The sequence below is a fragment of the Flavobacterium sp. CF108 genome (assembly GCF_900129795.1).
In the GTDB taxonomy this organism is placed as follows: domain Bacteria; phylum Bacteroidota; class Bacteroidia; order Flavobacteriales; family Flavobacteriaceae; genus Flavobacterium.
Map to the genome: position 1 here is coordinate 246,319 of NZ_FQWW01000002.1, position 23,361 is coordinate 269,679.

Consider the following 23,361-nt stretch of genomic DNA (forward strand, 5'->3'; position numbering starts at 1 on the left):
GGTTTATTCATAGAAAACCCCAATTCATTTAGTTGAATTGGGGTTTTTAAGTTTAATTAAAAAGCTTATTCTTTTTGAAAGGAATTTTGTTACGAATCAAATAGGCATGATAACAGCTAGGAACATCAAATGTCCATTTTGGAAGAATTAAGATGATAAGCAAAACATCTATATGACCAACAATTCCAAAAATAATTGCTAAAGAAAAAGTAATTCCAGAATATCCAAAACCTATCATTCCAACAAAAGCAAGCAATAACGTTATTCCCCATAATTTAGAAAGAAATGCATGTGTACAGGTTTCTTTACCAAATTTCATAAAGCTGAAAACATAAGTCAATGCTTCCATTATAAAAATCAAGGCAATAGGCAGTGCATTTTCTATTATTATTTCGGGATTTAATATCCACGAACACCAAGCAACGCACAACCAAAAAACTAAATCTGTCTGACTGTCCATTCTTCGAAGTTTTTCTGAAGAAGTTCCTAACCGGCGGGCAATAATGCCGTCAAAAATATCAGACAATAATCCCAAAAAGATTAAAACAACAAGTTCTTTTCTAATTTCAGTTCCATAATTATACGTTAGCATTATTAAAATTGGCCCTAATAAAAGCCTGAAAGTGATAAGCGAGATTGGTATATTTTTCATTTGTTTTATTTTTTATTTCTTAAACTGCCAGTTAAAAAAAGGAAGTTTACGTTTTCCATTTGTGTTCCAAAGACCAAATTGCATTCCTCGCAATTCTTTAGAATTATTAAACAATCCTATTTGAATTCCGTTATGTCGTCTGGAAACGTTTGATGGCCCAATTTGAATTCCATTTCCCGAATCAGATATATTTGCTAAACCCGAAATACTCACACCAGAAAAGCTCTTTGTATTCAATATTCCTCCAACAGAGAATCCGTTCATTTTATTCATTCCAGAAATTATAGAAATATTTATACCTCTTAATTCTGCACCGCCCATAAATCCTCCCGAACTAATATTTAAACCGTTTATCTTAATATAAGTACTGGTTTGATCATCAAAAAAAGCGACGTTACTAATAACATTGTCATTAATTCCAACCAAAAAAGACTCAAACGGAACATTAATTGAAATTGTAAATAAAGCGACTGACAGAGGACTCGCTTCAACGTTTAATCCATTAATTGTTTGGAGTTTAATTTTTTCATTCTCATAATGGCCTACTCCCAGAGCAAAACCATTTACTTTATTAACTCTTCTTGATATTGGAGACAGACTAAAAATCTTTATACTGTCATTTCTTAAGTTATTATTAGATTTCCATCTGAAATAATGCAGGTCAATATCTTTTCCATCAAATTCTACAGAAGGATTTTCCGAAATATTACTGACTAAGGTATCCTTGACTTTTGACGAACCATCTTGTCCAAAACAAAAGCCGGTAAACAAGAAAAGACCTACAAACTGTACTCTGTGAAAACGACCAAAAGAATTGGCGCTCATAACTTGATTTATAATTTTCATACTATTTCTTTTAAAATTACAGGACAAACCTATTGCATTTATCACATATCAATTTGCGCAAAACAATAATATATTTCGTTATATTTGTGATTATCGCAAATTATGAAACATCAGGAATCGTTTTTAAAAGCCATTAGAAGTAAAATTTCTAAATCAAATTCTTTAATAGATGAGATTGCTTCTATTCTGGAAATCAGTTATGATGCGTCGCATCGAAGGATATCTCAAAAGAGTAAATTTTCTATTGACGAAACCATCAAACTGGCTAATCATTTTAATATTTCGTTGGATAATTTATTTTCACAAAAGGAAAAAGTCATTGTAGAAAAAACAATCGAAATTGAATCCTTAAAAGATATGCTTCAGTATTTTAAAGCATCGGCGCAGCAGGTTGAAATACTTACAAAAAATCCCAAAACAAAACTTTATTATTCGGCAAAAGATATTCCGTTGTTCTATTTTATGGACGGAACGATTTTGTCAAAATTTAAAGCTTTTGTCTGGCTGAATCTTTTAAATACTAATCAGAAAAAAGTGTCTTTTGAAAACTTTGTTATTGAAGAATCTTTTACTGAATATATGCAGACTTTAAAAAAAGCATATGAAAGTACAACGGTAAATGAAATTTGGAATGACACCACTATAAATAGCAGCTTACAGCAGATTCTTTATTTTTATGAAGCTGGCTTATTAAATTTAAAAAACGCGAATGCACTTTGTAAAGACTTAAAAAGAATTATAAGTTTAATACAGGCAAAATGCAATAATGCTAATAACAACTTTGCTCTTTATTATAATGAACTCATATTGTTGAATAATAACATGCTCATAGAAACAGAAGAAAAACTAACTATGTTTGTGCCTTACACACTTTTGGGTTATTTTATTACAGATAATGAAGACAGCTGTAAAAATGTACATCAGTTTTTTAAACAGCAAATTACTAACTCAATAGCTTTAGGCCAATCTGGAATTAAAGAACAAAACCTTTTCTTTAATCGCGCCATTCGAAAAATAGATTATTATCTCGAAAAAATTAATTCGCAGGTTGATTTACTTTTCTAAAATAATAAGCCATTTCTACAATAAACCAATTCATTTCTTTCAGCTGATTTTTTTATTTTGTAAAGCAAATTATAATATTTATTATCGATGAACGGTAATAAACAAATAATTTAACAAAAAAAACACGACAATGCTTATATTTTCTTAAAGAAATAAAATATCTTTAACCCACCAAAAATAAAACTATTAACCCTAAAAACCTTATTATGGACTTTAATGTCATTCAAATCACAAGAATTAACACAGTAGATTTTACTTTTACAGACACAGTGAACATTACTTTTCCTGTTCCTCCTTTAGCTTCGGCAAAAATTTACAACAATAATGGAGTAAAAACATTAAAAATCTGTGCTACTGTATACATTAACTCAAAAGATTCGCAAAACCCTGTAGTTGGAACATTAACAGAACATGTTAATACTGTCGAAGTTTATTTTGATTACGACTGGGATGAAGAAACACCGAATACTTATGATGTATGGTATGTTGAAATAGATTATACTTCTGAAAGTGTTGAAAACATTACTACTGTAATGTCATATTTAAGAAATATTGATCCTGAAACATCAAGAGGTACTACAACACAAGTAGGCAACTAGAAATTAATATTCACATCGCTTAATTGAAATAATTAAGCGATGTTGCTTTTCTGTAATTTCAATTCCTAATTTACAATATGTTAAAAATTAAATTTTTTATCAATATAGTTTTCCTGTGCCTTCCCTCCTTGTTTTTTTGTCAAGTAAAACCAACTGCTAATACATTAAATAGAATAATTGAGGAGAAGACCAATGGATTCAAAAAAGAAATCGATTTTGAAAAAGCTAAATCATTTTTTACAAAAAAGGATTGGGATTCTACCTTAACATATTCTATACGCGCATTATCTATCACAAAAAATAAAGAGACCGCTAATTATTGCCATTTTTTTAGAGGATACAGTTTTAGAGAAAAAAGACTTTTTAAGCAGGCTCAGAAAGAAATGCTTTTAATATCTCGAAGTTTTAAACTTTACCCTTTTGTAAATAAAAACCTGGGACAGATTTGTTTGGAATTAAAAGATTTTAAAAAAGCAATCTACTATTTTAATGAGGCAGAAAAAACACCTATCCCTAATAATAAAGATTATAAAACAAGTATAATCTATGAGAATCTGGGCATTTGTTATTTACATCTTAACAGTTTTAAAATTTCTGAAAGTTTCTTTTTTAAAAGCCTAAAATTAAAAGAAAAGGAAGAAGATTTACTTTCCCTTATTGGGTTGTATACTAATATAGCGAATTTGTACTATATGCAATACAAAGATGATCAGGCTATTCCATATTTTGAAAAAGCCTATGCAATGTCAAAATTTGTAAATCACTTTGAAACAAAAAAAAATGCAGCGCAAAATATGGCTGCTGTCGAAGAAAATAGAAAAAACTACAAAAAAGCTCTAGAATACAGAAAGGAATGTGAGCAATGGAAAGATTCTCTTAGCAATCAAAATAAAATTTGGGCAGTTGCAGATTTTGAAAAAAAGTTCGCCGTAGCACAGAAACAAAAAGAAATTAAAGTTCTTAAAGTAGAAAATAAATTGAAAAATACACAGCGTAACACCTTGTTTTTTTCTTCTATTGGTTTATTATTAATTTTAACCGGCGGAGTTTATTTATACGCACAAAAAGTAAAAAATGGCAAAACCATTTTACGCCAAAAAAACAAACTTGATGAACTTAATGCAACAAAAGATCAATTGTTTTCGATTGTAAGCCATGATTTACGCTCATCTGTAAACGCTCTAAAAAACAGTAATTCTAAATTATCTGCCACGCTTGAAACTAAAAATTATGACGAATTAAATCATTTAATTATTCAGAACAGCAGTATTGCAAACGGTACTTACAGCTTATTAGATAATTTATTACACTGGGCATTACTGCAGACTAAACAATTGTATTTTAATAAAGAATCAATTCATTTATACTCCGTAATACAACAAATCGAATATAATTATAAGCCCTTATTGTTAGACAAATCAATAACCTTCGAAAATTCGGTTTCAAAAAATATATTTCTGTTTGTTGATCTTGATTCTCTAAAAATTGTATTTAGAAATTTACTAGACAATGCTATTAAATTTTCTAATAAGAATGGACAAATTACATTTTCGGCAAATGAAATAGATTCTGATTTTTGTCAGGTCATAATTCAGGATACCGGAATTGGAATGAATGAAAACACTATTAAAGAATTGCTTTATGAAGGTGAATTATTAGCTAAAAAAGGTAATTCAGAAATTATAGGAACCGGTTTGGGTTTACAATTATGTAAGCAAATGGTAAAGAAAAATTCCGGAACATTTGATATAGAAAGCGAACTCAATAAAGGGACTAAAATGATATTAACATTCCCAAAAACTAAATGAAATGGATAATATTAATGTTTTAATTATAGAAGATGCTTTAGAGCAGAGTGATGAACTTGTAAAAGTATTAGAGAAGAACAACTATAATGTTGCCGGAGTAGCTGCAAATTATACAGATGCACTAAAACTTTTTTATGAAAAGCCTGTTGATATAATTATAATTGATGTTTTTTTGGATGGAAAACCAGACGGAATAACTTTTGCAGAATCTATCAATATAATTCCGCATGCGTCTAAACCATTTGTATTTTTAACAAGCTCTCAGGATCGCCAGGTTTTTGAAAGAGCAAAGCTCACAAGGCCTTTTAGTTTTTTAATAAAACCATTTAATGAGCTTGAAATTTTGTATGCCTTAGAAATGGCTGTAGAGAAATTTTATGAACAAACAAATGTCTTTTTTAGCGAAGAACAAAATACAGTTATCAGTAATGATTCTCTATTTATTAAAAAGAAAAATTCTTTAAAAAAAGTGTCACTTGAAGATATTCTTTACATTGAAGTTGAAGAACGTTACTGCAATATTATAACTGAGAAAGAAAAATTTGTAATTCTAATTTCATTGACTAAAATCAGTGATTTATTAGACAAAAATAAATTCATAAAAACACATCGCAATACAATTGTAAATACTGATAAAATAGAAGAAATTATTCTGGCAGATAATCTTATCATTTTAAAAGGAAATCATAAAATAAATTTGAGCGACACTTACAAAGATTTTATAAAAAAGATGAATATTTTATCTTAGTAAAGATCTAAAATTCAAAAACTAATCCTCTTAATAGAGGATTTTTTTATGCTTATTTAAAAGAAAATATTCCTACATAACAAGCAATTCATGGCGTTCATGACAGAGAAAAAGCGTTTCGTGACATTTTCAGACTTATAGATCGAGATCAAAATTACTTTTATCCCACCTAAATGAAAATAGAGATAGATGAAGATAGCATTAACGAGACAACCTGAAATGAAACTTTTGCCAATAATAAAAAAAATAAAAAACAATCCATGGGTTGGGGTTGTTGTTTCCTTGGCAATAATTATTCCTTGCTTATATAAAATTTTAGATGATGTTACCGTTTTAAGATTAGAATATATCTTACTGGTCATTGCGTTCCCAATTTATATAAGATCATTAAAAAAAATATTTGACGAAATCCTTGATAACACAGATGATTTCTACGATTGAAACTTAAATACGCAATTCTAACTCAATCAAATTATTCGTTAAAAACCCTAAATCGTTATTATGATTTAGGGTTTTTGCTATTAATAAAATAAGAAATTATCACAATTTAACAGATATACGTTTTGTTTATAACCTTTTTTTAATAAATTTGGAAACCCCCCAAAACAAATCACTAAAAACCACAGAATCCTTTGAAAAATTATCAAAAAAAAATCGTTTTCCATGTGTTATTTGGATTATTGTTAAACATTTATGTTATTCATAGCCAAACAAATAACGATGTAAATATTTACAATTGGTTTGACAAAACTGTTGGAAAAGACAATCTTGATCTTAATAACGGAACGCCACACACTAATCCGTATCGAACAATTGGAGACAGTCATTTGTATTTAATAAACAAATATGAGCTTGGAAAAATCACTTGTGAGGGGCAAAAATATTATGAAGTAAAGCTCAAATATGACATTTACAGAGATATTTTAGTTCTAAATCAATATGGAGAATCTGAAAATATTGGAATAAATCTTATTCAAAACAAAGTTGAATCTTTTTCTATACTGGATAAAAATTTTGTCAAAATAGACAGAAAAATTGTAACAGTTCCAGAATTTACACTTGGCTATTATGAAGAAATTAAAATTGCACCAGATTTTACATTTTACATCAAACATCATAAAGACCTTCAAAAAACAGTATTAGAAACCGGCGTATTCTATACTTTCAAAGAAAACAATTCTTTTTTTATTGATCTAAAAAACAATATTTATATCATAAAAGGGAAGAATGATATTATCAAACTATTCCCAGAACAAAAAAAACAAATCAATGGGTTTTATTTACTGAATAGAGAGTTAAAAAAATCTGATTTAAATCAATTTATGAAAAATTTGATGAAATACATTTCTAATTCTCTTTCAATTCAAACCAAATAAGACAAATGAAAAAAATTTTACTCTCCTTTGTTATTTTATTCTCATTTCAATTGTCTATTGCGCAAAATTCTAATGAGAAATTATCAATTACATTTAAAGATGAAACTCTTGAAAATGCAATAAAACGCATTGAAACAGCAACATCGTACAAATTTTACTTTGATCCAACATGGGTTAATTCAAATAAAGAATTGATTTCCGGAGTTTATACTGATGCAGCAATTGATGCTGTACTTAATTCAATTTTAAGCAAAACCGATTTGAATTATATTGTTCTCAAAAACAAAGTAATTCTAACGCTTAACAGTACAATTCACGATACTCTGCCTTCTAATTATTTTTCTGATGCTCCAGTCGAAACGAATCAAAATAATGGAAATGATCAATCAGATAATCCAGTATTTTATCAGCAATATGATTCTTTAAACAGCTACAGCGTAACTAAAAAAGCTTCGATCGTTTTCATCGGAAAAGAAAATAAAGATTCTGTTAAAAGAAATTATACTGTTACTGGTACTATCAGAAATGAAGAAACAGGAAAAGCAGAACAAAACATTTACATTAAAGTAAGAGGAAAAAACATCAACACATCTAGTGATCTTGATGGAAATTATACGTTACAGCTTCCGCGAGGAATAAATGTTATTGAAGTAAAATCATTAAGCCACAAAGAAGTTGTGAGAACTTTAATGGTTTATGATGACGGAAAATTTGATATTGGTATTAATGAAAGATCTAATCAGTTAGATGAAGTTGTTATTAAAAAGAAAGGACAAAAAACAACCGAAACTACCGTTTCTGGTTTAGTTTCGATTGATATCGAAGGGATTAAAAATGTTCCTTTAATTCTTGGTGAAAGAGACATTTTAAAAGTCGCTACAACATTTCCGGGTATTAAAACTACCGGCGAAGGATCTGCAGGATTTAACGTAAGAGGTGGAAAAGACGATCAAAACCTTATTCTTTTAGATAATGCCGTTTTATATAATCCGCAGCACTTTTTAGGTTTTTTCTCTGCTATAAATCCTTATACAGCAAAGAAAGCAGATATTTATAAAGGAAGTATTCCGGCAGATTTTGGAGGAAGATTATCCTCTGTATTTGATATTACTACAAAAAATGGAAATCCAGAAAAATTCTCAGGTGAAGGTGCCATTGGACCTATAACATCAAATCTTACGCTTAGTCTGCCAATTCAAAAAAACAAATCAAGTATTATTTTTGGAGGCCGTGCTACTTATTCAGACTGGATTTTAAAATCTCTTGACGATGAAAATTTAAAAAACAGTCAGGCCGGATTTTATGATGGAATTATTAAATACAACAACGCAATCAACAGCAATAATAATCTTGAAGCAACGGTATATTACAGCCATGATAAATTTAGTTTAAGTTCAGATTCGATTTATAAATACAGCAACAGACTTGCTTCTTTAAAATGGGACCATACTTTTAACAAAAAAAGCAAAGGCGCTTTAATCTTTACAAACAGCGAGTATAAATTTAATATTGACTACGATTCAAATGACATTAATGCATTTGATTTTGGATATAAAGTAAATGAATCTCAATTGCAGTTAAAATTCAACTATCAGCTTAATCCAAAACATACTTTATCGTATGGTGTTGCAAGTAAATTATACAATATTTCGCCAGGTTATCAGCATCCAACAAATCCTGATGCCACTTTAATTTCTACCGATATTGAAAAAGAAAGAGCATTGGAATCTGCTGTTTATTTAGCCGACAGTTATAAATTTAGTGATAAACTATTAATTGATTTAGGTTTAAGATATTCGTTTTATGCCTCTTTAGGAGAAGCAAATGTAAATACTTATCAAGCCGGCCTGCCTTTAAGCGATGAGACTGTAACTGGAACAGTACATTACAAAAAAAATGAAGTCATAAAAACTTATGGCGGACTTGAGCCTCGTTTGGCTGCACGTTATTTTATTACCGAAGATTTTTCTATTAAAGCGGGTTATGATGTTACACGTCAATACATTCATCTTTTATCAAGCAACGTTACACAATCTCCAACAGATACATGGAAATTATCTGATTCTAACGTAAAACCCCAAACTGCACAGCAAGTTTCTTTAGGTCTTTTTAAAACGTTAAAAGATGAAGAATATGAAGTTAGCTTAGAAGGATATTATAAAAAATCTAAAAACATTTTGGATTATAAAGTTGGAGCGCAGCTTCTGCTAAATCAAAATGTTGAGACTGAATTATTACAAGGTGAAGGAAAAGCGTACGGAGTTGAATTATTATTAAAGAAAACAACCGGAAGATTAAACGGATGGATTGGTTACACTTATTCACGTACATTTATCAAACTTGACAGTCAGTTTAGTTCAGAAATTGTAAATAACGGTAACTTTTTCCCGGCAAATTTTGATAAGCCGCATGACTTAAGTGCGATTTTAAATTATAAATTTACAAAACGTTATAGTTTATCTTCGAATTTCTTATATCAAACAGGAAGACCAATAACATACCCAATTGGAACATTTCAATATGGAAATTCCCAATATACATTATATAGCGACAGAAATGCTTATAGAATACCAGATTATATTCGTTTAGACATTGGTATTAATATCGAAGGAAATCATAAAATTAAAAAGTTAGCGCATAGTTTCTGGAACATTTCTATCTATAATGTATTAGGAAGAAATAATCCGTATTCTATTTATTTTGTGACAGATCAAAACGGAAAAGTAAAAGGATATAAAACTTCTATTTTCTCAATTCCGGTACCGAGTATTACTTATAATTTTAAATTCTAAGAAATGAAAAATTATAAATTTTACAATATTGTAATTTTAATTTTTCTGACTTTCATTCTTAATGGATGCACCGAAACATATCCGTTAATCACCAACAGATTTGAAGATGTACTTATAGTTGAAGCCAACATAACGAACGAGCTTAAAAAACAGGAAATAAAACTTACCAAATCTGCAAAGTTTGAAGATGAAGGTTATCTTTCAGAAAATGGAGCAGAAGTCTTTATTACAGATGATGCTGGCAATCAATATAATTTTAGTGAAGATTCTGACAAATATGTTTCAAATATAGAATTTCAGGCTGTTCCTAATACTAAATATCAATTGCACATTAACACCAAAGACGGCAGATCTTTTGAATCATCGCCAGAAACCCTTACAACTATAACGCCTATGCAAAGTGTAGTGGCAGCGATTGAACAAAAGGATGATAAAAATGGTGTTGGTATTCGTGTAAACAGCTTTGACCCTACCGGCAAATCAATCTATTACAGATTTGAATATGAGGAAACCTACAAAGTTATTGCGCCAAAATGGAAGCCAATAAAAATTGAGTGGGATCCAAGCGGAATTCCGGTCTTTTCACCAAATTCATCAGACACCCAGACTTGCTATGGTTCTAAAAAAAATGTGGAAATATTGTTACTAAGCACAAACAATCTAAAAGAAGATCGTGTAGATTATTTAACTCGATTTATTAGTGACCAAGATTATATTATTACACACCGATACAGCATTTTGGTTAAACAATATGTAGAAAGTCAGGCTGCATATAATTATTACAATACATTAAAAAAAACAGCCGCCTCTGGAGGTACTATCGTTTCTCCCACTCAGCCTGGCCTTTTATTAGGTAATTTAAGATCAATTAATAACGACAGTAGAATATCAGGATATTTTGATGTTTGTTCAGTATCTGCTGAACGTATTTATTTTAACTATGAAGATTTATTTCCGGGTAAATTTCCACCTCCTTATTATATAGACTGCACACAATTTTGTTATGCCGAAGATCCTTTCAATCCTGATCCTTGCACACACTGTTGTCATTATGCAGATGATCTGTCTCTAGGGAAAATACGCTATTTTTCAGGAAATGGCAACGTCAGCCATTTAACATATTGGGTTGACCCTCCATGCGGAGACTGCACGACAATTGCATCTAACGTAAAACCTGCATTTTGGGTAGATAACTAAAAAAGATGATTTCTTAATAACAAATCAAAATCAGATTAAAAAGAATATATTCAAGCAATGAAAATTCATAAAATAAAAAATACAATCCTTTTATCACTTCTTGCAATCGTTTTTAACGGATGTACAGAAACATATCCGCTTTTAACAAACACTTACGAAGAAATAATTGTTGTTGAAGCCACTTTGACTAATGAACTTAAAAATCAGGAAATAAAAATCACCAAAACTTCAAAATTTGAAGATGAAGGTGTTCAAACTGAAACTGGTGCAAAAGTTAGCGTTAAAGACGATCAAAACAATGAATATCTATTTGTTGAAAATTCCGGAACTTATAAATCTCAGGTTGCATTTCAGGCAGTTCCTGATCGAAAATATACACTGGAAATCACAACTAAGGATGGTAAAATTTATCAATCTACTCCGCAAACTTTAACGACAGTAAATCCTATTGAAAGTGTTGTTCCTTCGCTTGCAACAAATAAGGATAATGAAACTGGAGTTCAGATAAATGTAAATACTTTTGATCCTGCAAAAACTTCAAAATATTACAGATATGAATATGACGAAACATACAAAATCGTTGCCCCAAGATGGACATCTTTAAAAATTATTGCAACCGGTACACAAACTGTTGACTTAATTAATAATGATCCTAATACAAGAATTTGTTATTCTAGTAAAAACTCAACAGATATTATTTTAGTAAATACCAACGATAAAACGGAAGATCGTGTAAACCTGCCAATCCGTTTTATTGAAGAAAGTAATTACATAATAGGTCATAGATACAGCATATTAGTAAAACAATATGTAGAAAATTTAGAAGCTTATACCTTTCATAAAACATTAAGAGATATCGCTAGTTCATCGAGCATTTTATCTCCAAAACAACCGGGTTTAATCTCAGGAAACATAAAATGTATTAATGATTCGAGCACTAAAGTCATTGGCTTTTTTGATGTAGCTTCTTATTCAGAAAAAAGAATATTTTTTAATTACAGTGATTTTTTCCCAAACAAACCTATACCCTATTTTAATACCTGCGACGACGTTCCTTTTAAATTTTGTTTTGGCGGAGAAGACTGCGAGGGAGAAACCATGATCTATAATATTAATAGAGAACTCATGACCTATATAGGAAACAGCGGCATAAATTATAAATTAGTAGACGCTGTATGCGGAGACTGCACATCATTTTCATCTAACGTAAAACCTTCATTTTGGATAGACTAAAACATATAATTTTATTGTTTGTATTAATTAATACGCAATTAAGTAAAGCGCAGCAAACGATTGCTGTAGATGAAACTGTTTTCATTCACGCAAATGCAACAACATTTGTTTCTGGCGAAACTTTGTTATATAAAGTCTATTGTTTAAAAGCAACAGACAAAACACCAAGCGACATTAGTAAAGTTGCCTACGTAGAACTTTTAGATAATACTAAAAAGTCAGTATTTAAAACAAAAGTTTCGCTTGAAAACGCAAACGGACAAGGCGATTACTTCATTCCGACAACTTTAAAAACAGGGAGTTATAAATTAATTGGCTACACAAACTGGATGTTAAACAAACCAGTTTCTGAATTGTTTCAATTGAATATAAACATCGTTAATCCATACAAAACAGATGAAAAAACAACAGCTGAAAATCTTTTAGCCAGCGGGTCAAATACATCTAATGATTTAAAAAATGAAAATGTTGTACTTAAGCTAAACAAAAAAACATTTACAAATCGTGAATTGGTTGACCTAAAAATTCAGTCATCAAACAATAATTTTGTAGATGGAGTTTATTCTCTTTCTGTTCGAAAATTGGATAACATCCCAGCTCAAAATCAAATTTCGGCTGTAAAATTTGCATCGAATACTTCTTATCCAGTTGTATTAGATTTACAAAATCAGGATAAAATTATTTTGCCAGAATTGAGAGGTGAAATTATTTCAGGAAAAATTACAGCAAAAAACAAAACCGATAAAATCGAAAACCTTTCAATTGGATTATCAATTCCGGGAAAATCATTTGCTTTTAAAGTTGTAAAAACAGACAGCAAAGGAAACTTTATTTTTAATGTAGATAAAACATTTTACACTTCTAATATCGTTATTCAGCTTATTGATGAAAAAGCAAACAATTATGATCTTGCAGTAAACAATGCTCCAGAGATTGATTACAGCAAAATATCATTCGAAAAAGATGCTAAACTATCGTATACATTTAAAGAAAGCCTTTTGGAAAGATCAATTTCAAGTCAGGTAGAAAATGCTTATTTTCATAAAAAAGTTGACAATATTGAAAAAACTCCAAGTTTAGATGCTTTTTATTATCCTCTTCCTAAAGAATACATTTTAGATGATTTTACTCGTTTTAAAACTTTAAAAGAAACCATTACAGAAGTTGTTGTTGAAGTCTACTCTAAACAAAAAGAGGATAAATTGTATCTGCACGTAAATGATCCAAGTATTTTTCCTCAGCTTCCAGAATCAGCACTTGTTCTGGTTGACGGATTATATTTAGAAAACCAAAATGATCTTGTAAACTACAATATGAAAAACGTTTATAAAATTGAACTTATTGTAGGCCGTTATTATGTTGGATCAAAATCATTTAATGGCTTAATTAGTTTTACAACTTTTGATAAAGATTTTAAAAGTACTCAAACAGGATCTTCAATTGTAAAACCAGTTGTTTTAAGACCGCAGCCTAAAAAAATATATAATAAGGTAAACTATGAAAATATTGCTGACAATCAAAGAATTCCTGATTTTAGAAATCAATTGTTCTGGAATCCTGATGTTCAGTTAAACAAAGATTCTGAAACTTCATTTTATACTTCTGACCTTTCCGGTACTTTTGAAATAAGACTTGAAGGTTTTACTAAAAGCGGAATTCCGGTTTCTGTAAAAGAAAATATAGAAGTTCAAAATGCAACAGCAAATTAATTTAATTTTTTATTTGTAAAGAAATATCATAACATATTGAAAACCTGTCTATTCCTAGGCAGGTTTTTTATTTTTTAAAAAAAACAAATTATTTTTGATACAATTTGTAACTTTTTTGAAACTTCATACGTATAACAATCTGTACACTTAAAAATTGAGGAGACAAATAACATGAGACAACTTAAAATCACCAAGCAGGTAACCAATCGTGAAACTGCATCGTTAGATAAATATCTACAAGAAATCGGAAAAGTTGACCTAATTACCGCTGATGAAGAGGTAGAATTAGCACAAAGAATAAAGGCTGGTGATCAAAGAGCTTTAGAAAAATTAACAAAAGCCAACCTACGTTTCGTTGTATCGGTTGCTAAACAATATCAAAATCAAGGATTAACTCTTCCTGATTTAATTAATGAAGGAAACTTGGGTCTTATTAAAGCCGCACAGCGTTTTGATGAAACTCGTGGATTCAAATTCATTTCTTATGCCGTATGGTGGATTCGTCAATCGATCCTTCAGGCTCTTGCAGAACAATCACGTATTGTTCGTTTACCATTAAACAAAATTGGTTCTATCAATAAAATCAACAAAATGTATGCGTTATTAGAGCAGTCTAATGAGCGTCCGCCTTCTGCTGAAGAAATTGCAAAAGAACTTGACATGACAGTAAATGACGTAAAAGAGTCTATGAAAAACTCTGGTCGTCACTTATCAATGGATGCACCTCTTGTTGAAGGTGAAGATTCTAACCTTTATGACGTTTTACGTTCTGGAGAATCTCCAAACCCAGACAGAGAATTAATTCACGAATCATTACGTACTGAAATTGAGCGTTCGTTAGAAACATTGACTCCAAGAGAGGCAGATGTTGTACGTTTGTATTTTGGTCTTGGCGATCAACACCCAATGACTTTAGAAGAAATTGGAGAAACTTTCGACCTAACTCGTGAGCGTGTTCGTCAGATTAAAGAAAAAGCAATCCGTAGATTAAAACACACTTCAAGAAGTAAAATTCTTAAAACTTATTTAGGATAAAACAATATAAATTTCAATATCTTTAAATTCCAAATTCCAACCTTAATTGGAATTTGGATATTTAAAAATTGGAATTTTTACCGTAAACAACAGTTTGATTGACTGTTCGTTTTTTGATTGATGATTGAAACTCCGGCTGATTACCGGAGTTTTTTATTTACAACATCAAATACTTTTAAGACTCTAAAAGTTAATTCTATTATTTTTTAAGCAAGACTTTTTCCTGAGTAAATTGGTAAGCAGCTTCTAAAAAGTCTACTATTTTATTCCAATTTGCATTAGGTTCGTAGTAATTATTATATTTCTTTACTGTTTTAATTATCAACTTATTATCTTTTAAAGCAGCTGTACTAACAAATTCTCCAGTTGAATTTTGAACCTTTTTATTTAATTTTTCAATTCCTGAAATTTTATATCCTGCAGGAATTTCAAATATAATTTCATTTTCAAAAGCCCTCGGAAATGGCATATATACATTGTTTTTTCGGTCAGCTTCTTTTTTATCAATTTCAAGCTGATTAGTCAGTATTTTTCCAATTTCAACAATATAATTTTCACCTGCTTTTTTGATAAAATTATTCTTTATAACAAATTCTTCCTCATACGAAACTGGAGAATTATCGCCATATCTTCCGGTATTTGTAATTTTAATTGTTGGATTTTCAATCTCAAAATCAAACTCTCCCGAAAGAGATTTTTTCTCGTTTTCTTTTTGTATATCTTTTAGTTTGTTTTTCAAAGCATCAAACTCTTTGTTATATTGTTCGCGCTTGCTTTTACTTCCTACTTTATCTATAACTCTTTCCGTTCCATACTTTTGATAATCTTCGTCTACATAATCATAAAACTTCAATTTATCCTTTTGTTCATCGCTTTTAAAATGTCCATAAAACTCTGAAGCTCTTTTAACATTCAAACTAGATAAATCAGCATCCATAGAAACATTCGTTACTACCTTTGTAATATTATCTTTAACTGTAGTCGATGGCAAATCCACTTCCTTTACATTTGCAATAGTCCTGTTGCTCACAAAATCCATTATGTAACCTTTTGTGTTTTCAAGATTATAATCAATTGTTCCCGGCGTGGTAAAAGGGTTACAGTATTCAAGATATAACGGAGTTGGTGTATTGATTCGTAATAACGGAGTCAGGTTTTTTTTAATGAGCAATTCATCCAAAGAACCATTATTTCTGGCTGTCGCCAATACAATATTATAATCGATTTTAAACTCTTTCATATAAGCCATAAAATAGTATATGAAAGACCATTCGTTTGAAAAGAAATCAGGATTCTTGTACATCGCATACGAATTAAAAATATCAGCTTCTTTAATTACTGCCGATTCAATATATTGCGTGTAATACTGATGTCTGGCAAATAAGTAAACTGCTTTTATTTTTTCTTCCTCACTTTCAAAAGTTTTTCCTTTTAAAAACTTTAGTGTTTCTCCTAAATCAAAAACTGCACGGAATTCCTTTTCATAATTATCAAAAATATCATCCTTATTGACTGTTTTTTTAAAAGCCTCATTCTGTTTAGGTAAAAATATTTGGGAATAATACGGTTTAGCATCACCTGATTTTTTTGCAAAAAAGACCTGAAATTTATAACAAGGCAGTTCGACTAACGGATAAAACCATCTTGGAAACTCCTCTTTTTCAATATTATGAGCCGTTAATTCGTATGCCTTAGTACGTTTTTCTCCAGAAGCAACTTCTTTTAACTCAGGCGCACCGTGATAGGTATTAAAATCAACATAAAAATCTTCTTCAACTAAAAATTTCATTTTCCTGTTCATAATAGGATATATATCTCCTAATGTAGTTTCGACAGGATCAAAATTCTGAATTTGACTAGCAAATGGTTCATACGAATAGTAATAATAATCTATAATATCTCCTATTTCGAGGCCATTTATAGCTATTTTTTTCTGGTCGTCAACCGCCTTTGCATCTTTATCTACATCAACCTCTATTTCTTTTCCGTCTGGCTTAACAATTTTAACTCCTAAAAATGTTGTTCCTTGTTTATAACTGTATCCTTTTGATGAATAAAACTTATTTTTAAATGAGAATTCCGAAAATTCTTTAACCGAATTCTCATCCTGAAGCTTTATTCTTTGTCTGTAAGCACTTGTAAGCACTACTTTTACACCAGAATTATGATAGTCATAATGTTCGTATTTATAAATAATAACTGCCGACTCATTCTTCCATTTGTCTGGAGTTTTGGTTACCGTTTTAAAAGTGTCTGATTTTCCCCAAAAGAAATCTTTTACTTCGGTTTTATCCTGCGAATAAGAAGAGAAACAAATTGTAATAAAGAAAATGAGTAATGTTTTATTCATACTGTTTTATGATTTGGTAAAAATTATTTGTTGGTTATAAATTGTTTTAAGGTTTTTATTGAAGTCATTCCATTTTACCATATCGGCTTTTTTAACCACGGCATTTTTAAACACAAATTGCTTTTTGTAAACAATCTCTTTACCAACTTGTTTAAAAGAAATCAGAACACTGAAATCTTCTTCATTTACATTTAGGTTTTCAGGTAATTTACTCAGTTTATATCCGTCAGGAATCGCCAAAACTACATTCGATTCATAATTTGTTTTATAATTAAGTTCGTAATTTGTTTTTCTGTCTTTAAACTCAAAATTTTTATATTCATCCATGTAGGCTAAATCTATAAAAATATCATTATCAAACTTTGAAACCTTATTTTGAACATCAATATCATAATTTAAAGAAAGTTTTAAATCTCTGTTTTTTAGATCTGAGGTTTTAATGTTTTTGGCCGTAATATTTTTATCATTTGCAGAAAGGTATTTTTCTAAAGTTTCGCCTTTTTTATTATTTTCAAAAGAATTAAAAATATTTAAAAACTCCGTTTTGCTTTCGCCTGAATAGGTTTTAGAACAGCTTCCGCTCAATTTATCATTGTCAACAATTAACTTGGCGTTATAAATTTCTTTATTTAATTCACTTCCCGAAGCTGGAACTTTCTTAATGATAAATTTATCTCCATCTTCAATCATTACTTCTTTATTTTGAATTCTTTCAGCATCTTCCCCAAAAGAATTATACTTCTCTGTACCATCTATAAAATAGGTCTTACCTTTATAAAACAGTGTACAGATCATATGGTTATCAACCGCCAGAGAAGGTGTCGTATAATCATACAAAATATGTTTGGTGCCAATCCAGGTAAGTCTGGCATCAAATCCTGCCAATTTTAGCATTTGTTTGCTCAGGTTTGCCATTCCTTTACAATCTCCATATCTTTTTTCAAAAACGTTTTGCGCTTCATCTGGTTTAAAACCGGCAATTCCGTCTTCAAAGGCTATATATCTAATATTATCCTGAACCCAGTAATAAATATTCTTGATTTTTTCTTCATCTGTTTTTGCCGAAGACGTCAACTCTTTAACTTTAGCAGCAAGCAGACTTGTGTCATCTTTCATAGAATCTACCAATGATTTATACCATTTATATAGATCTGCTGTCGAATTAAAAAGCATCGTCTCTTTGTCTCTATGTTTAAATGATTTGGCAATAACCAGAACATGCGGATAGATATAACTTCTTCCCGGTGCTTTTTTCTCTTTATAAAAAGCATCGACATTTTCCATTATATAAGTATAAATTGTAGTACCATTTCTGTCGTCGCGCGTTTTAGTTTTAGAAATAGTATTTCCTTCAAAATTAAATTCCTTTAATTCTAAATTTAACCAGTCCGGAACCGTAACAGTAATTTCTTTTTTAATAACCGGAAACTCATCATTAAAATACAAAGAAGTAAAATACTTAACATCATTATATTTTTTTTCAAGCTCATAAATATAGCTATACCCCTGAACCGGAAAATCCACGTCCATATACTTTACGCGGGCATCATTGTAGAACAAATCGTTGTCTTTGTAAAACTGATCTTTTACCTCAAAACCGGTATTTTTTTGATTTCTGTATTTCAGAATAAAACTTTCAATCGAAGATTCGCTGTCATAAAACTCATATTTATTAATATCAGCTCTGTGATTAATGTTCATTAAAACTTCTCTAACAGAATTTTTAACCACAACTTTAGCATCGCTTTTATTAAGTTCAAACGTAATGTTTTCCTTGCTTTCTAAAACGGCGACATCATCTTTAGAATATTTTTCTCTAAGTGATTTTGCTAATTGAATATCTTCTGCTGTAGGGTCTAATGCCTTTTGGCTAAAGAGCATATTTGCAGATAAAAAAAAGGTAATAATTGAAAGTAGAGTTATTTTCATCAAGTAGGATTATTTGCCGCAATTTACAAAAAAACCCATACGAATTATTTATTTCCTTTTTTAGATTTACTATATTTCTTTCTTATTATTTTAATTAAAATAATACCAAAATCTTACTATATTAAAAATAAATCTAGCAAAACATAAACATCTTAAACTTATAAAAACTTTGCATAAAACCTTGCTCCCGATAGCTGTCGGGATTACGGTTAAAAAATTTTATCTTTGTAAAAAAACACATCACTACACAATGAAAAATACTCTTATTGCTCCTTCAGTTCTTGCTGCCGATTTTGCGAACCTGCAGCGTGATATCGAAATGATTAATATCAGCCAGGCCGATTGGTTTCATATTGATATTATGGATGGAGTTTTTGTTCCGAATATTTCTTTTGGGATGCCTGTTTTAGAAGCCATTTCTAAACATGTCAAAAAATATATTGATGTACATTTAATGATTATTGATCCGGATCGTTATATTAAAACCTTCGCTGATTTAGGCGCTAATGGTTTAACGGTACATTATGAAGCTTGTACACATTTACACAGAACATTACAAGCTATTAAAGCCGAAGGAATGAAAGCTGGAGTTGCTATTAATCCGCATACTAATATTGACTTGTTAGAAGATGTTATTAATGATATTGATTTAGTTTGTATCATGAGTGTGAATCCGGGTTTTGGCGGACAGTCGTTTATTGAAAACACTTACGATAAAGTAAAAAAACTAAAAGCTTTAATTACACGCAAAAACGCATCAACTCTTATCGAAATTGACGGCGGTGTAACCAACATAAATGCAAAACAATTAGTAGAAGCCGGAGCCGATGTTTTAGTTGCCGGAAGCTTTGTTTTTAAAGCAGAAAACCCAACCGAAACAATTGCAGATTTAAAAGTCCTTACTGCTTTTTAAGTTTTTTAAATTCGGGAAGAAATCAATTCCAGTCATTTTTTCCAGAGTTTCAATAGGAACAACGAAATCATAAATTGGTTTATCGCTGTCTTCATTCGGAACCAAAAAAGCGATTGCTTTATGTTCCTTTCCTGATTTGGCTAAAACAATTTTATAAAAATATTTAGGAACAGAAACTTTCTCTGTTCCTATTTTTTTATCTGAATCTTTCAGGATTCCACCAGTAACTACATAAATATCATTGTATTTTCCAGCCCAATAACGTGTTTTCTGCTCTATTCTGTTCCAGATTCCGCTATTAAATTCATGTCTTTGCGGTGAAATATTCGAAGTATAAAAAGTATCATCATAAGCGTCTTTGCTAAATTCCATATCGCCCGCAGGACAAAGATGTCCTTTATCATAACCTGATTTTTTATAATTTCTCCAATCTGCAGAACCTGTTGTTACTTTTGGATCTTCAATAAAATACGGACGTTTGTAATTTCCATTTTTTAAATATTCTTTCTTCAATTCATAAGCCACCCATTCTGCCTGCTCAAACTTTTCATTATAAGAAAGTGTATAATATTTATGTGCTACAATTTGATTTGTAGTTGAAGTTGGCTGATAAGCAACTGAATATAAAGAACCTGTATTACTTTGATCAGAAACAAATGAATTTTCTGTTTTTGCTATTTCTGTTTCAACAACAGTTTCGTTTTCCTTTTTACAGGAAAGTAATGCTAAACCAATCAATCCGCAAACTAAAATACTTTTCATAAATATTACTTTTTCTTTTAAACTAAAAAACGCTTCATAAATTACTTTAAGAAGCGTTTTTTAATAACAAATTAAACATTTAAAATCTTTAAGATTTTACCAATTTATCTTTTTTCATTTTAGGAGAAACGCCATTTTTTACTAAAGATTTAGATTGTAAGTCATCTAAAACATTTAATGCTTCTTCAACATAAACATCTTTAGATAATGCTTGATGCCAAGCTTCTCTTTTTTCTTTCAATGTAGCGTCGTTGTTCATTTCAACCTCTTCATAAGGCAATGATCTAAACACTAAACTGTTTTTATAATCAGAAATTGGTTTGTATTTTTTTCCTTCATTTTCAACTTGTTCCTGAGTTTGTTTAAAACTGTTAATGTTCAAGCTGTATATATTTTCTTTATTCTTAACATCGATCCATTTTGCATTATCTTCAATTAATTTAAATTGAGGATTTTGTAAAATTCTGTTTTTACTTTTCTCGATTGCTTTCGTAAAGTTTTCATTAGATGTCCAAATGCTGTAATCTGCCGGGTCAATTTTATCCCATGGCATTGCATTATCAATATCGCGTTCTCCCATTTTTAAGTAAGCATAACGATCTGGCATAACCACGTCACTATGAACACCTTCTAACTGAGTTGAACCTCCGTTAATTCTATAGAATTTTTGGCCTGTAATTTTCAAAGCACCTAAATCTCCATAATTTGCATTACGAACAAATTGGTTCAAATCAAGTACATTTTGTACAGTCCCTTTACCGTAAGTTTGTTTACTACCAATGATAACGCCACGTTTGTAATCCTGAATTGCCGCTGCTAAAATCTCAGAAGCCGAAGCAGAGAAACTGTTCACCATAATTACTAATGGTCCGTCCCACTCTATTTTTTTATCTTTATCGTATAAAACCTCTTTCTTTTTACCAGCAGATTTTACCTGAACAATTGGTCCTTCTTCAATAAATAAACCAGCAATATCAACCACTGTAGAAAGAGATCCTCCACCGTCATCACGAACATCAAGAACAATACCGTTTATGTTTTCTTTTTTCAGTCTTTCAACTTCAAGAGCAATATCTTTTCCGGCATCGCGACCGTCTTTGTTTTCAAAATCGATATAAAATTTAGGCAGATAAATAACGCCGTATTTCAATCCGTTTTTCTCAACAATACTTGATTTTGCGTACGTTTCTTCAATTTCAACAACATCTCTGATAATTGAAATTACTTTAATACTTCCGTCTACTTTTTTAACGGTAAGTTTAACTTCAGTTCCTTTATGACCTTTGATTTTTTTCACAACATCATCAAGACGCATTCCAACCACATCAACAGGTTCATCGTTTCCTTGAGCTACTTTTAAGATTAAATCTCCCGCCTCAAGTTGTTTTCCTTTCCATGCTGGTCCTCCAGAAATTAACTCATCAATTTGAGTGAAATCATTTTTCTTCGTCAATCTTGCACCAATTCCTTCTAATTTTCCGCTGATGTTTACATCAAAACGATCTTTTTCTTCTGGAGCAAAATAACTTGTATGAGGGTCAAAACGAGCCATGATTGAATTCAAATACACTGAAAACCAGTAATCTTTATTCAAATCTTTAATTACACTAAAATTATCATCTAAAGATTTTAATGAACTTTCGCGAGTGTCTTTTTCTAAAGCATCAAAAGATTTTTCCTGATAAGAAGGATCTTTTTTCTTTTTCTCTTCTTCAATTTTTTGTTTTGTTACAAGAGATGAAAGTGTAGATAATTTAATTTGTTTTCTCCATCTTTCATTGATTTCCGTTAAGTTTTTTGCATACGGAAGTTTCTCATAATCTGCATTAAAAGTCTCATCTGTTGTGTAGTTAAATGGCTGAGCTAAAATCGTTTTGTAACGCTTTTTGCTTTCTTCCATTCTCTTCATCAGCCTTGTATAAGTCAAGTTGAAAAATGTCAAATCTTTATTCAAAAACTGATCGTCCAGCATTAACTCATATTGTTTAAATTCATCAATATCAGACTGCAGGAAAAATCGCTTCGAAGGATCTAATGCTTCGATATAATCTTTAAAAATACCTTTCGAAAATTCGTCATTTATTTCAGCTGGACTGTAGTGTCCTTTTTCAATAACAAAAGCCAGTAATTCTAATAATGTCTTGTCTTTATTTGGATCCGGATCATCATTCTTGTCAGCATTTATTTTAAAAGCAAACAGGGTTAAAGACAAGCATAATACGGCTATAAGTATTTTATAATTTCTTTTCATAAACTTAATAATAGCATTCATCAAATTTTTTAATCTAAGTTACGGTAAAAACTATGCCAACATGCCAAGATCAGTATAATTTTTTGTTAAAGATAT

18 protein-coding genes are annotated in these 23,361 nt (G+C 30.3%); 12 read left to right on the forward strand and 6 right to left on the reverse strand.

Annotated features, from left to right (window positions below; genetic code table 11):
* Positions 1-52 precede the first annotated feature (52 nt).
* Positions 53-652: a CDP-alcohol phosphatidyltransferase family protein gene (locus BUE10_RS06360; RefSeq protein ID WP_073483419.1), complete on the reverse strand. Its 600-nt coding sequence runs from the start codon at positions 650-652 to the stop codon at positions 53-55.
* A gap of 12 nt (positions 653-664) precedes the next feature.
* Entirely contained in the window at positions 665-1,498 is an 834-nt protein-coding gene (locus tag BUE10_RS06365; RefSeq protein ID WP_073483421.1) for an LA_2272 family surface repeat-containing protein, read from the reverse strand.
* A 102-nt stretch (positions 1,499-1,600) separates the two neighbouring features.
* On the opposite strand from BUE10_RS06365, the gene BUE10_RS06370 reads away from it, so the two are divergent.
* From BUE10_RS06370 to BUE10_RS06420, 11 genes are all read left to right on the forward strand, one after another.
* Positions 1,601-2,563: a hypothetical protein gene (locus BUE10_RS06370; protein ID WP_073483423.1), complete on the forward strand. Its 963-nt coding sequence runs from the start codon at positions 1,601-1,603 to the stop codon at positions 2,561-2,563.
* Positions 2,564-2,769: 206 nt separating this feature from the next.
* Positions 2,770-3,162, forward strand: coding sequence for a hypothetical protein (locus tag BUE10_RS06375; protein WP_073483425.1), 393 nt, complete (start codon positions 2,770-2,772; stop codon positions 3,160-3,162).
* 383 nt (positions 3,163-3,545) lie between these two features.
* Entirely contained in the window at positions 3,546-4,970 is a 1,425-nt protein-coding gene (locus BUE10_RS06380) for a tetratricopeptide repeat-containing sensor histidine kinase (RefSeq protein ID WP_234984719.1), read from the forward strand.
* A 1-nt stretch (position 4,971) separates the two neighbouring features.
* Positions 4,972-5,718: a LytR/AlgR family response regulator transcription factor gene (locus BUE10_RS06385; protein ID WP_073483429.1), complete on the forward strand. Its 747-nt coding sequence runs from the start codon at positions 4,972-4,974 to the stop codon at positions 5,716-5,718.
* A 189-nt stretch (positions 5,719-5,907) separates the two neighbouring features.
* Positions 5,908-6,159 (forward strand): hypothetical protein, encoded by a 252-nt coding sequence (locus tag BUE10_RS06390; protein ID WP_073483431.1) that lies wholly within the window; start codon positions 5,908-5,910, stop codon positions 6,157-6,159.
* 191 nt (positions 6,160-6,350) lie between these two features.
* Complete coding sequence (locus tag BUE10_RS06395) at positions 6,351-7,094, forward strand: hypothetical protein (protein WP_073483433.1); 744 nt, start codon at positions 6,351-6,353, stop codon at positions 7,092-7,094.
* 5 nt (positions 7,095-7,099) lie between these two features.
* Positions 7,100-9,886: a TonB-dependent receptor gene (locus BUE10_RS06400; RefSeq protein ID WP_073483435.1), complete on the forward strand. Its 2,787-nt coding sequence runs from the start codon at positions 7,100-7,102 to the stop codon at positions 9,884-9,886.
* A gap of 3 nt (positions 9,887-9,889) precedes the next feature.
* Complete coding sequence (locus BUE10_RS06405; RefSeq protein WP_073483437.1) at positions 9,890-11,083, forward strand: DUF4249 domain-containing protein; 1,194 nt, start codon at positions 9,890-9,892, stop codon at positions 11,081-11,083.
* Positions 11,084-11,140: 57 nt separating this feature from the next.
* Positions 11,141-12,316 (forward strand): DUF4249 domain-containing protein, encoded by a 1,176-nt coding sequence (locus tag BUE10_RS06410; protein WP_073483439.1) that lies wholly within the window; start codon positions 11,141-11,143, stop codon positions 12,314-12,316.
* A 14-nt stretch (positions 12,317-12,330) separates the two neighbouring features.
* Positions 12,331-14,025 carry a hypothetical protein gene (locus tag BUE10_RS06415; protein ID WP_234984720.1) on the forward strand — a complete coding sequence of 565 codons (1,695 nt, stop codon included), beginning with the start codon at positions 12,331-12,333 and terminating at the stop codon, positions 14,023-14,025.
* Between the two features lie 171 nt (positions 14,026-14,196).
* A complete protein-coding gene (locus tag BUE10_RS06420) occupies positions 14,197-15,060 on the forward strand; it encodes a sigma-70 family RNA polymerase sigma factor (protein WP_007804760.1) in 864 nt (287 codons plus the stop codon).
* A gap of 199 nt (positions 15,061-15,259) precedes the next feature.
* Here the strand turns inward: BUE10_RS06420 and BUE10_RS06425 are convergent, their stop codons facing one another.
* Together BUE10_RS06425 and BUE10_RS06430 are read right to left on the reverse strand one after the other, a co-directional pair.
* A complete protein-coding gene (locus BUE10_RS06425) occupies positions 15,260-17,410 on the reverse strand; it encodes a DUF3857 domain-containing protein (protein ID WP_073483443.1) in 2,151 nt (716 codons plus the stop codon).
* A 6-nt stretch (positions 17,411-17,416) separates the two neighbouring features.
* The gene (locus tag BUE10_RS06430; protein WP_073483445.1) at positions 17,417-19,339 is read right to left on the reverse strand and encodes a transglutaminase domain-containing protein; all 1,923 of its coding nucleotides are present in this window, start codon (positions 19,337-19,339) and stop codon (positions 17,417-17,419) included.
* A 250-nt stretch (positions 19,340-19,589) separates the two neighbouring features.
* On the opposite strand from BUE10_RS06430, the gene rpe reads away from it, so the two are divergent.
* The gene (rpe, locus tag BUE10_RS06435) at positions 19,590-20,252 is read left to right on the forward strand and encodes a ribulose-phosphate 3-epimerase (RefSeq protein ID WP_073483447.1); all 663 of its coding nucleotides are present in this window, start codon (positions 19,590-19,592) and stop codon (positions 20,250-20,252) included.
* Here the strand turns inward: rpe and BUE10_RS06440 are convergent.
* Positions 20,229-21,014 carry a DNA/RNA non-specific endonuclease gene (locus BUE10_RS06440; RefSeq protein WP_073483449.1) on the reverse strand — a complete coding sequence of 262 codons (786 nt, stop codon included), beginning with the start codon at positions 21,012-21,014 and terminating at the stop codon, positions 20,229-20,231. The two genes, rpe and BUE10_RS06440, sit on opposite strands and share 24 nt — an antisense overlap.
* Before the next feature lie 88 nt (positions 21,015-21,102).
* On the reverse strand, positions 21,103-23,286 hold the full coding sequence (locus tag BUE10_RS06445) for a carboxy terminal-processing peptidase (protein WP_073483451.1): 2,184 nt from the start codon (positions 23,284-23,286) through the stop codon (positions 21,103-21,105).
* Positions 23,287-23,361 lie beyond the last annotated feature (75 nt).

Bases quoted from the DNA above. Each gene is read 5' to 3' on its own strand.
- BUE10_RS06365 (WP_073483421.1), bottom strand. From the start codon at position 1,498: ATGAAAATTATAAATCAAGTTATGAGCGCCAATTCTTTTGGTCGTTTT.
- BUE10_RS06430 (WP_073483445.1), bottom strand. From the start codon at position 19,339: ATGAAAATAACTCTACTTTCAATTATTACCTTTTTTTTATCTGCAAAT.
- BUE10_RS06445 (WP_073483451.1), bottom strand. From the start codon at position 23,286: ATGAATGCTATTATTAAGTTTATGAAAAGAAATTATAAAATACTTATA.
- BUE10_RS06380 (WP_234984719.1), top strand. From the start codon at position 3,546: ATGCTTTTAATATCTCGAAGTTTTAAACTTTACCCTTTTGTAAATAAA.
- rpe (WP_073483447.1), top strand. From the start codon at position 19,590: ATGAAAAATACTCTTATTGCTCCTTCAGTTCTTGCTGCCGATTTTGCG.
- BUE10_RS06360 (WP_073483419.1), bottom strand. From the start codon at position 652: ATGAAAAATATACCAATCTCGCTTATCACTTTCAGGCTTTTATTAGGG.
- BUE10_RS06425 (WP_073483443.1), bottom strand. From the start codon at position 17,410: ATGAATAAAACATTACTCATTTTCTTTATTACAATTTGTTTCTCTTCT.
- BUE10_RS06410 (WP_073483439.1), top strand. From the start codon at position 11,141: ATGAAAATTCATAAAATAAAAAATACAATCCTTTTATCACTTCTTGCA.
- BUE10_RS06370 (WP_073483423.1), top strand. From the start codon at position 1,601: ATGAAACATCAGGAATCGTTTTTAAAAGCCATTAGAAGTAAAATTTCT.
- BUE10_RS06405 (WP_073483437.1), top strand. From the start codon at position 9,890: ATGAAAAATTATAAATTTTACAATATTGTAATTTTAATTTTTCTGACT.
- BUE10_RS06400 (WP_073483435.1), top strand. From the start codon at position 7,100: ATGAAAAAAATTTTACTCTCCTTTGTTATTTTATTCTCATTTCAATTG.
- BUE10_RS06440 (WP_073483449.1), bottom strand. From the start codon at position 21,014: ATGAAAAGTATTTTAGTTTGCGGATTGATTGGTTTAGCATTACTTTCC.
- BUE10_RS06385 (WP_073483429.1), top strand. From the start codon at position 4,972: ATGGATAATATTAATGTTTTAATTATAGAAGATGCTTTAGAGCAGAGT.
- BUE10_RS06420 (WP_007804760.1), top strand. From the start codon at position 14,197: ATGAGACAACTTAAAATCACCAAGCAGGTAACCAATCGTGAAACTGCA.
- BUE10_RS06375 (WP_073483425.1), top strand. From the start codon at position 2,770: ATGGACTTTAATGTCATTCAAATCACAAGAATTAACACAGTAGATTTT.
- BUE10_RS06390 (WP_073483431.1), top strand. From the start codon at position 5,908: ATGAAGATAGCATTAACGAGACAACCTGAAATGAAACTTTTGCCAATA.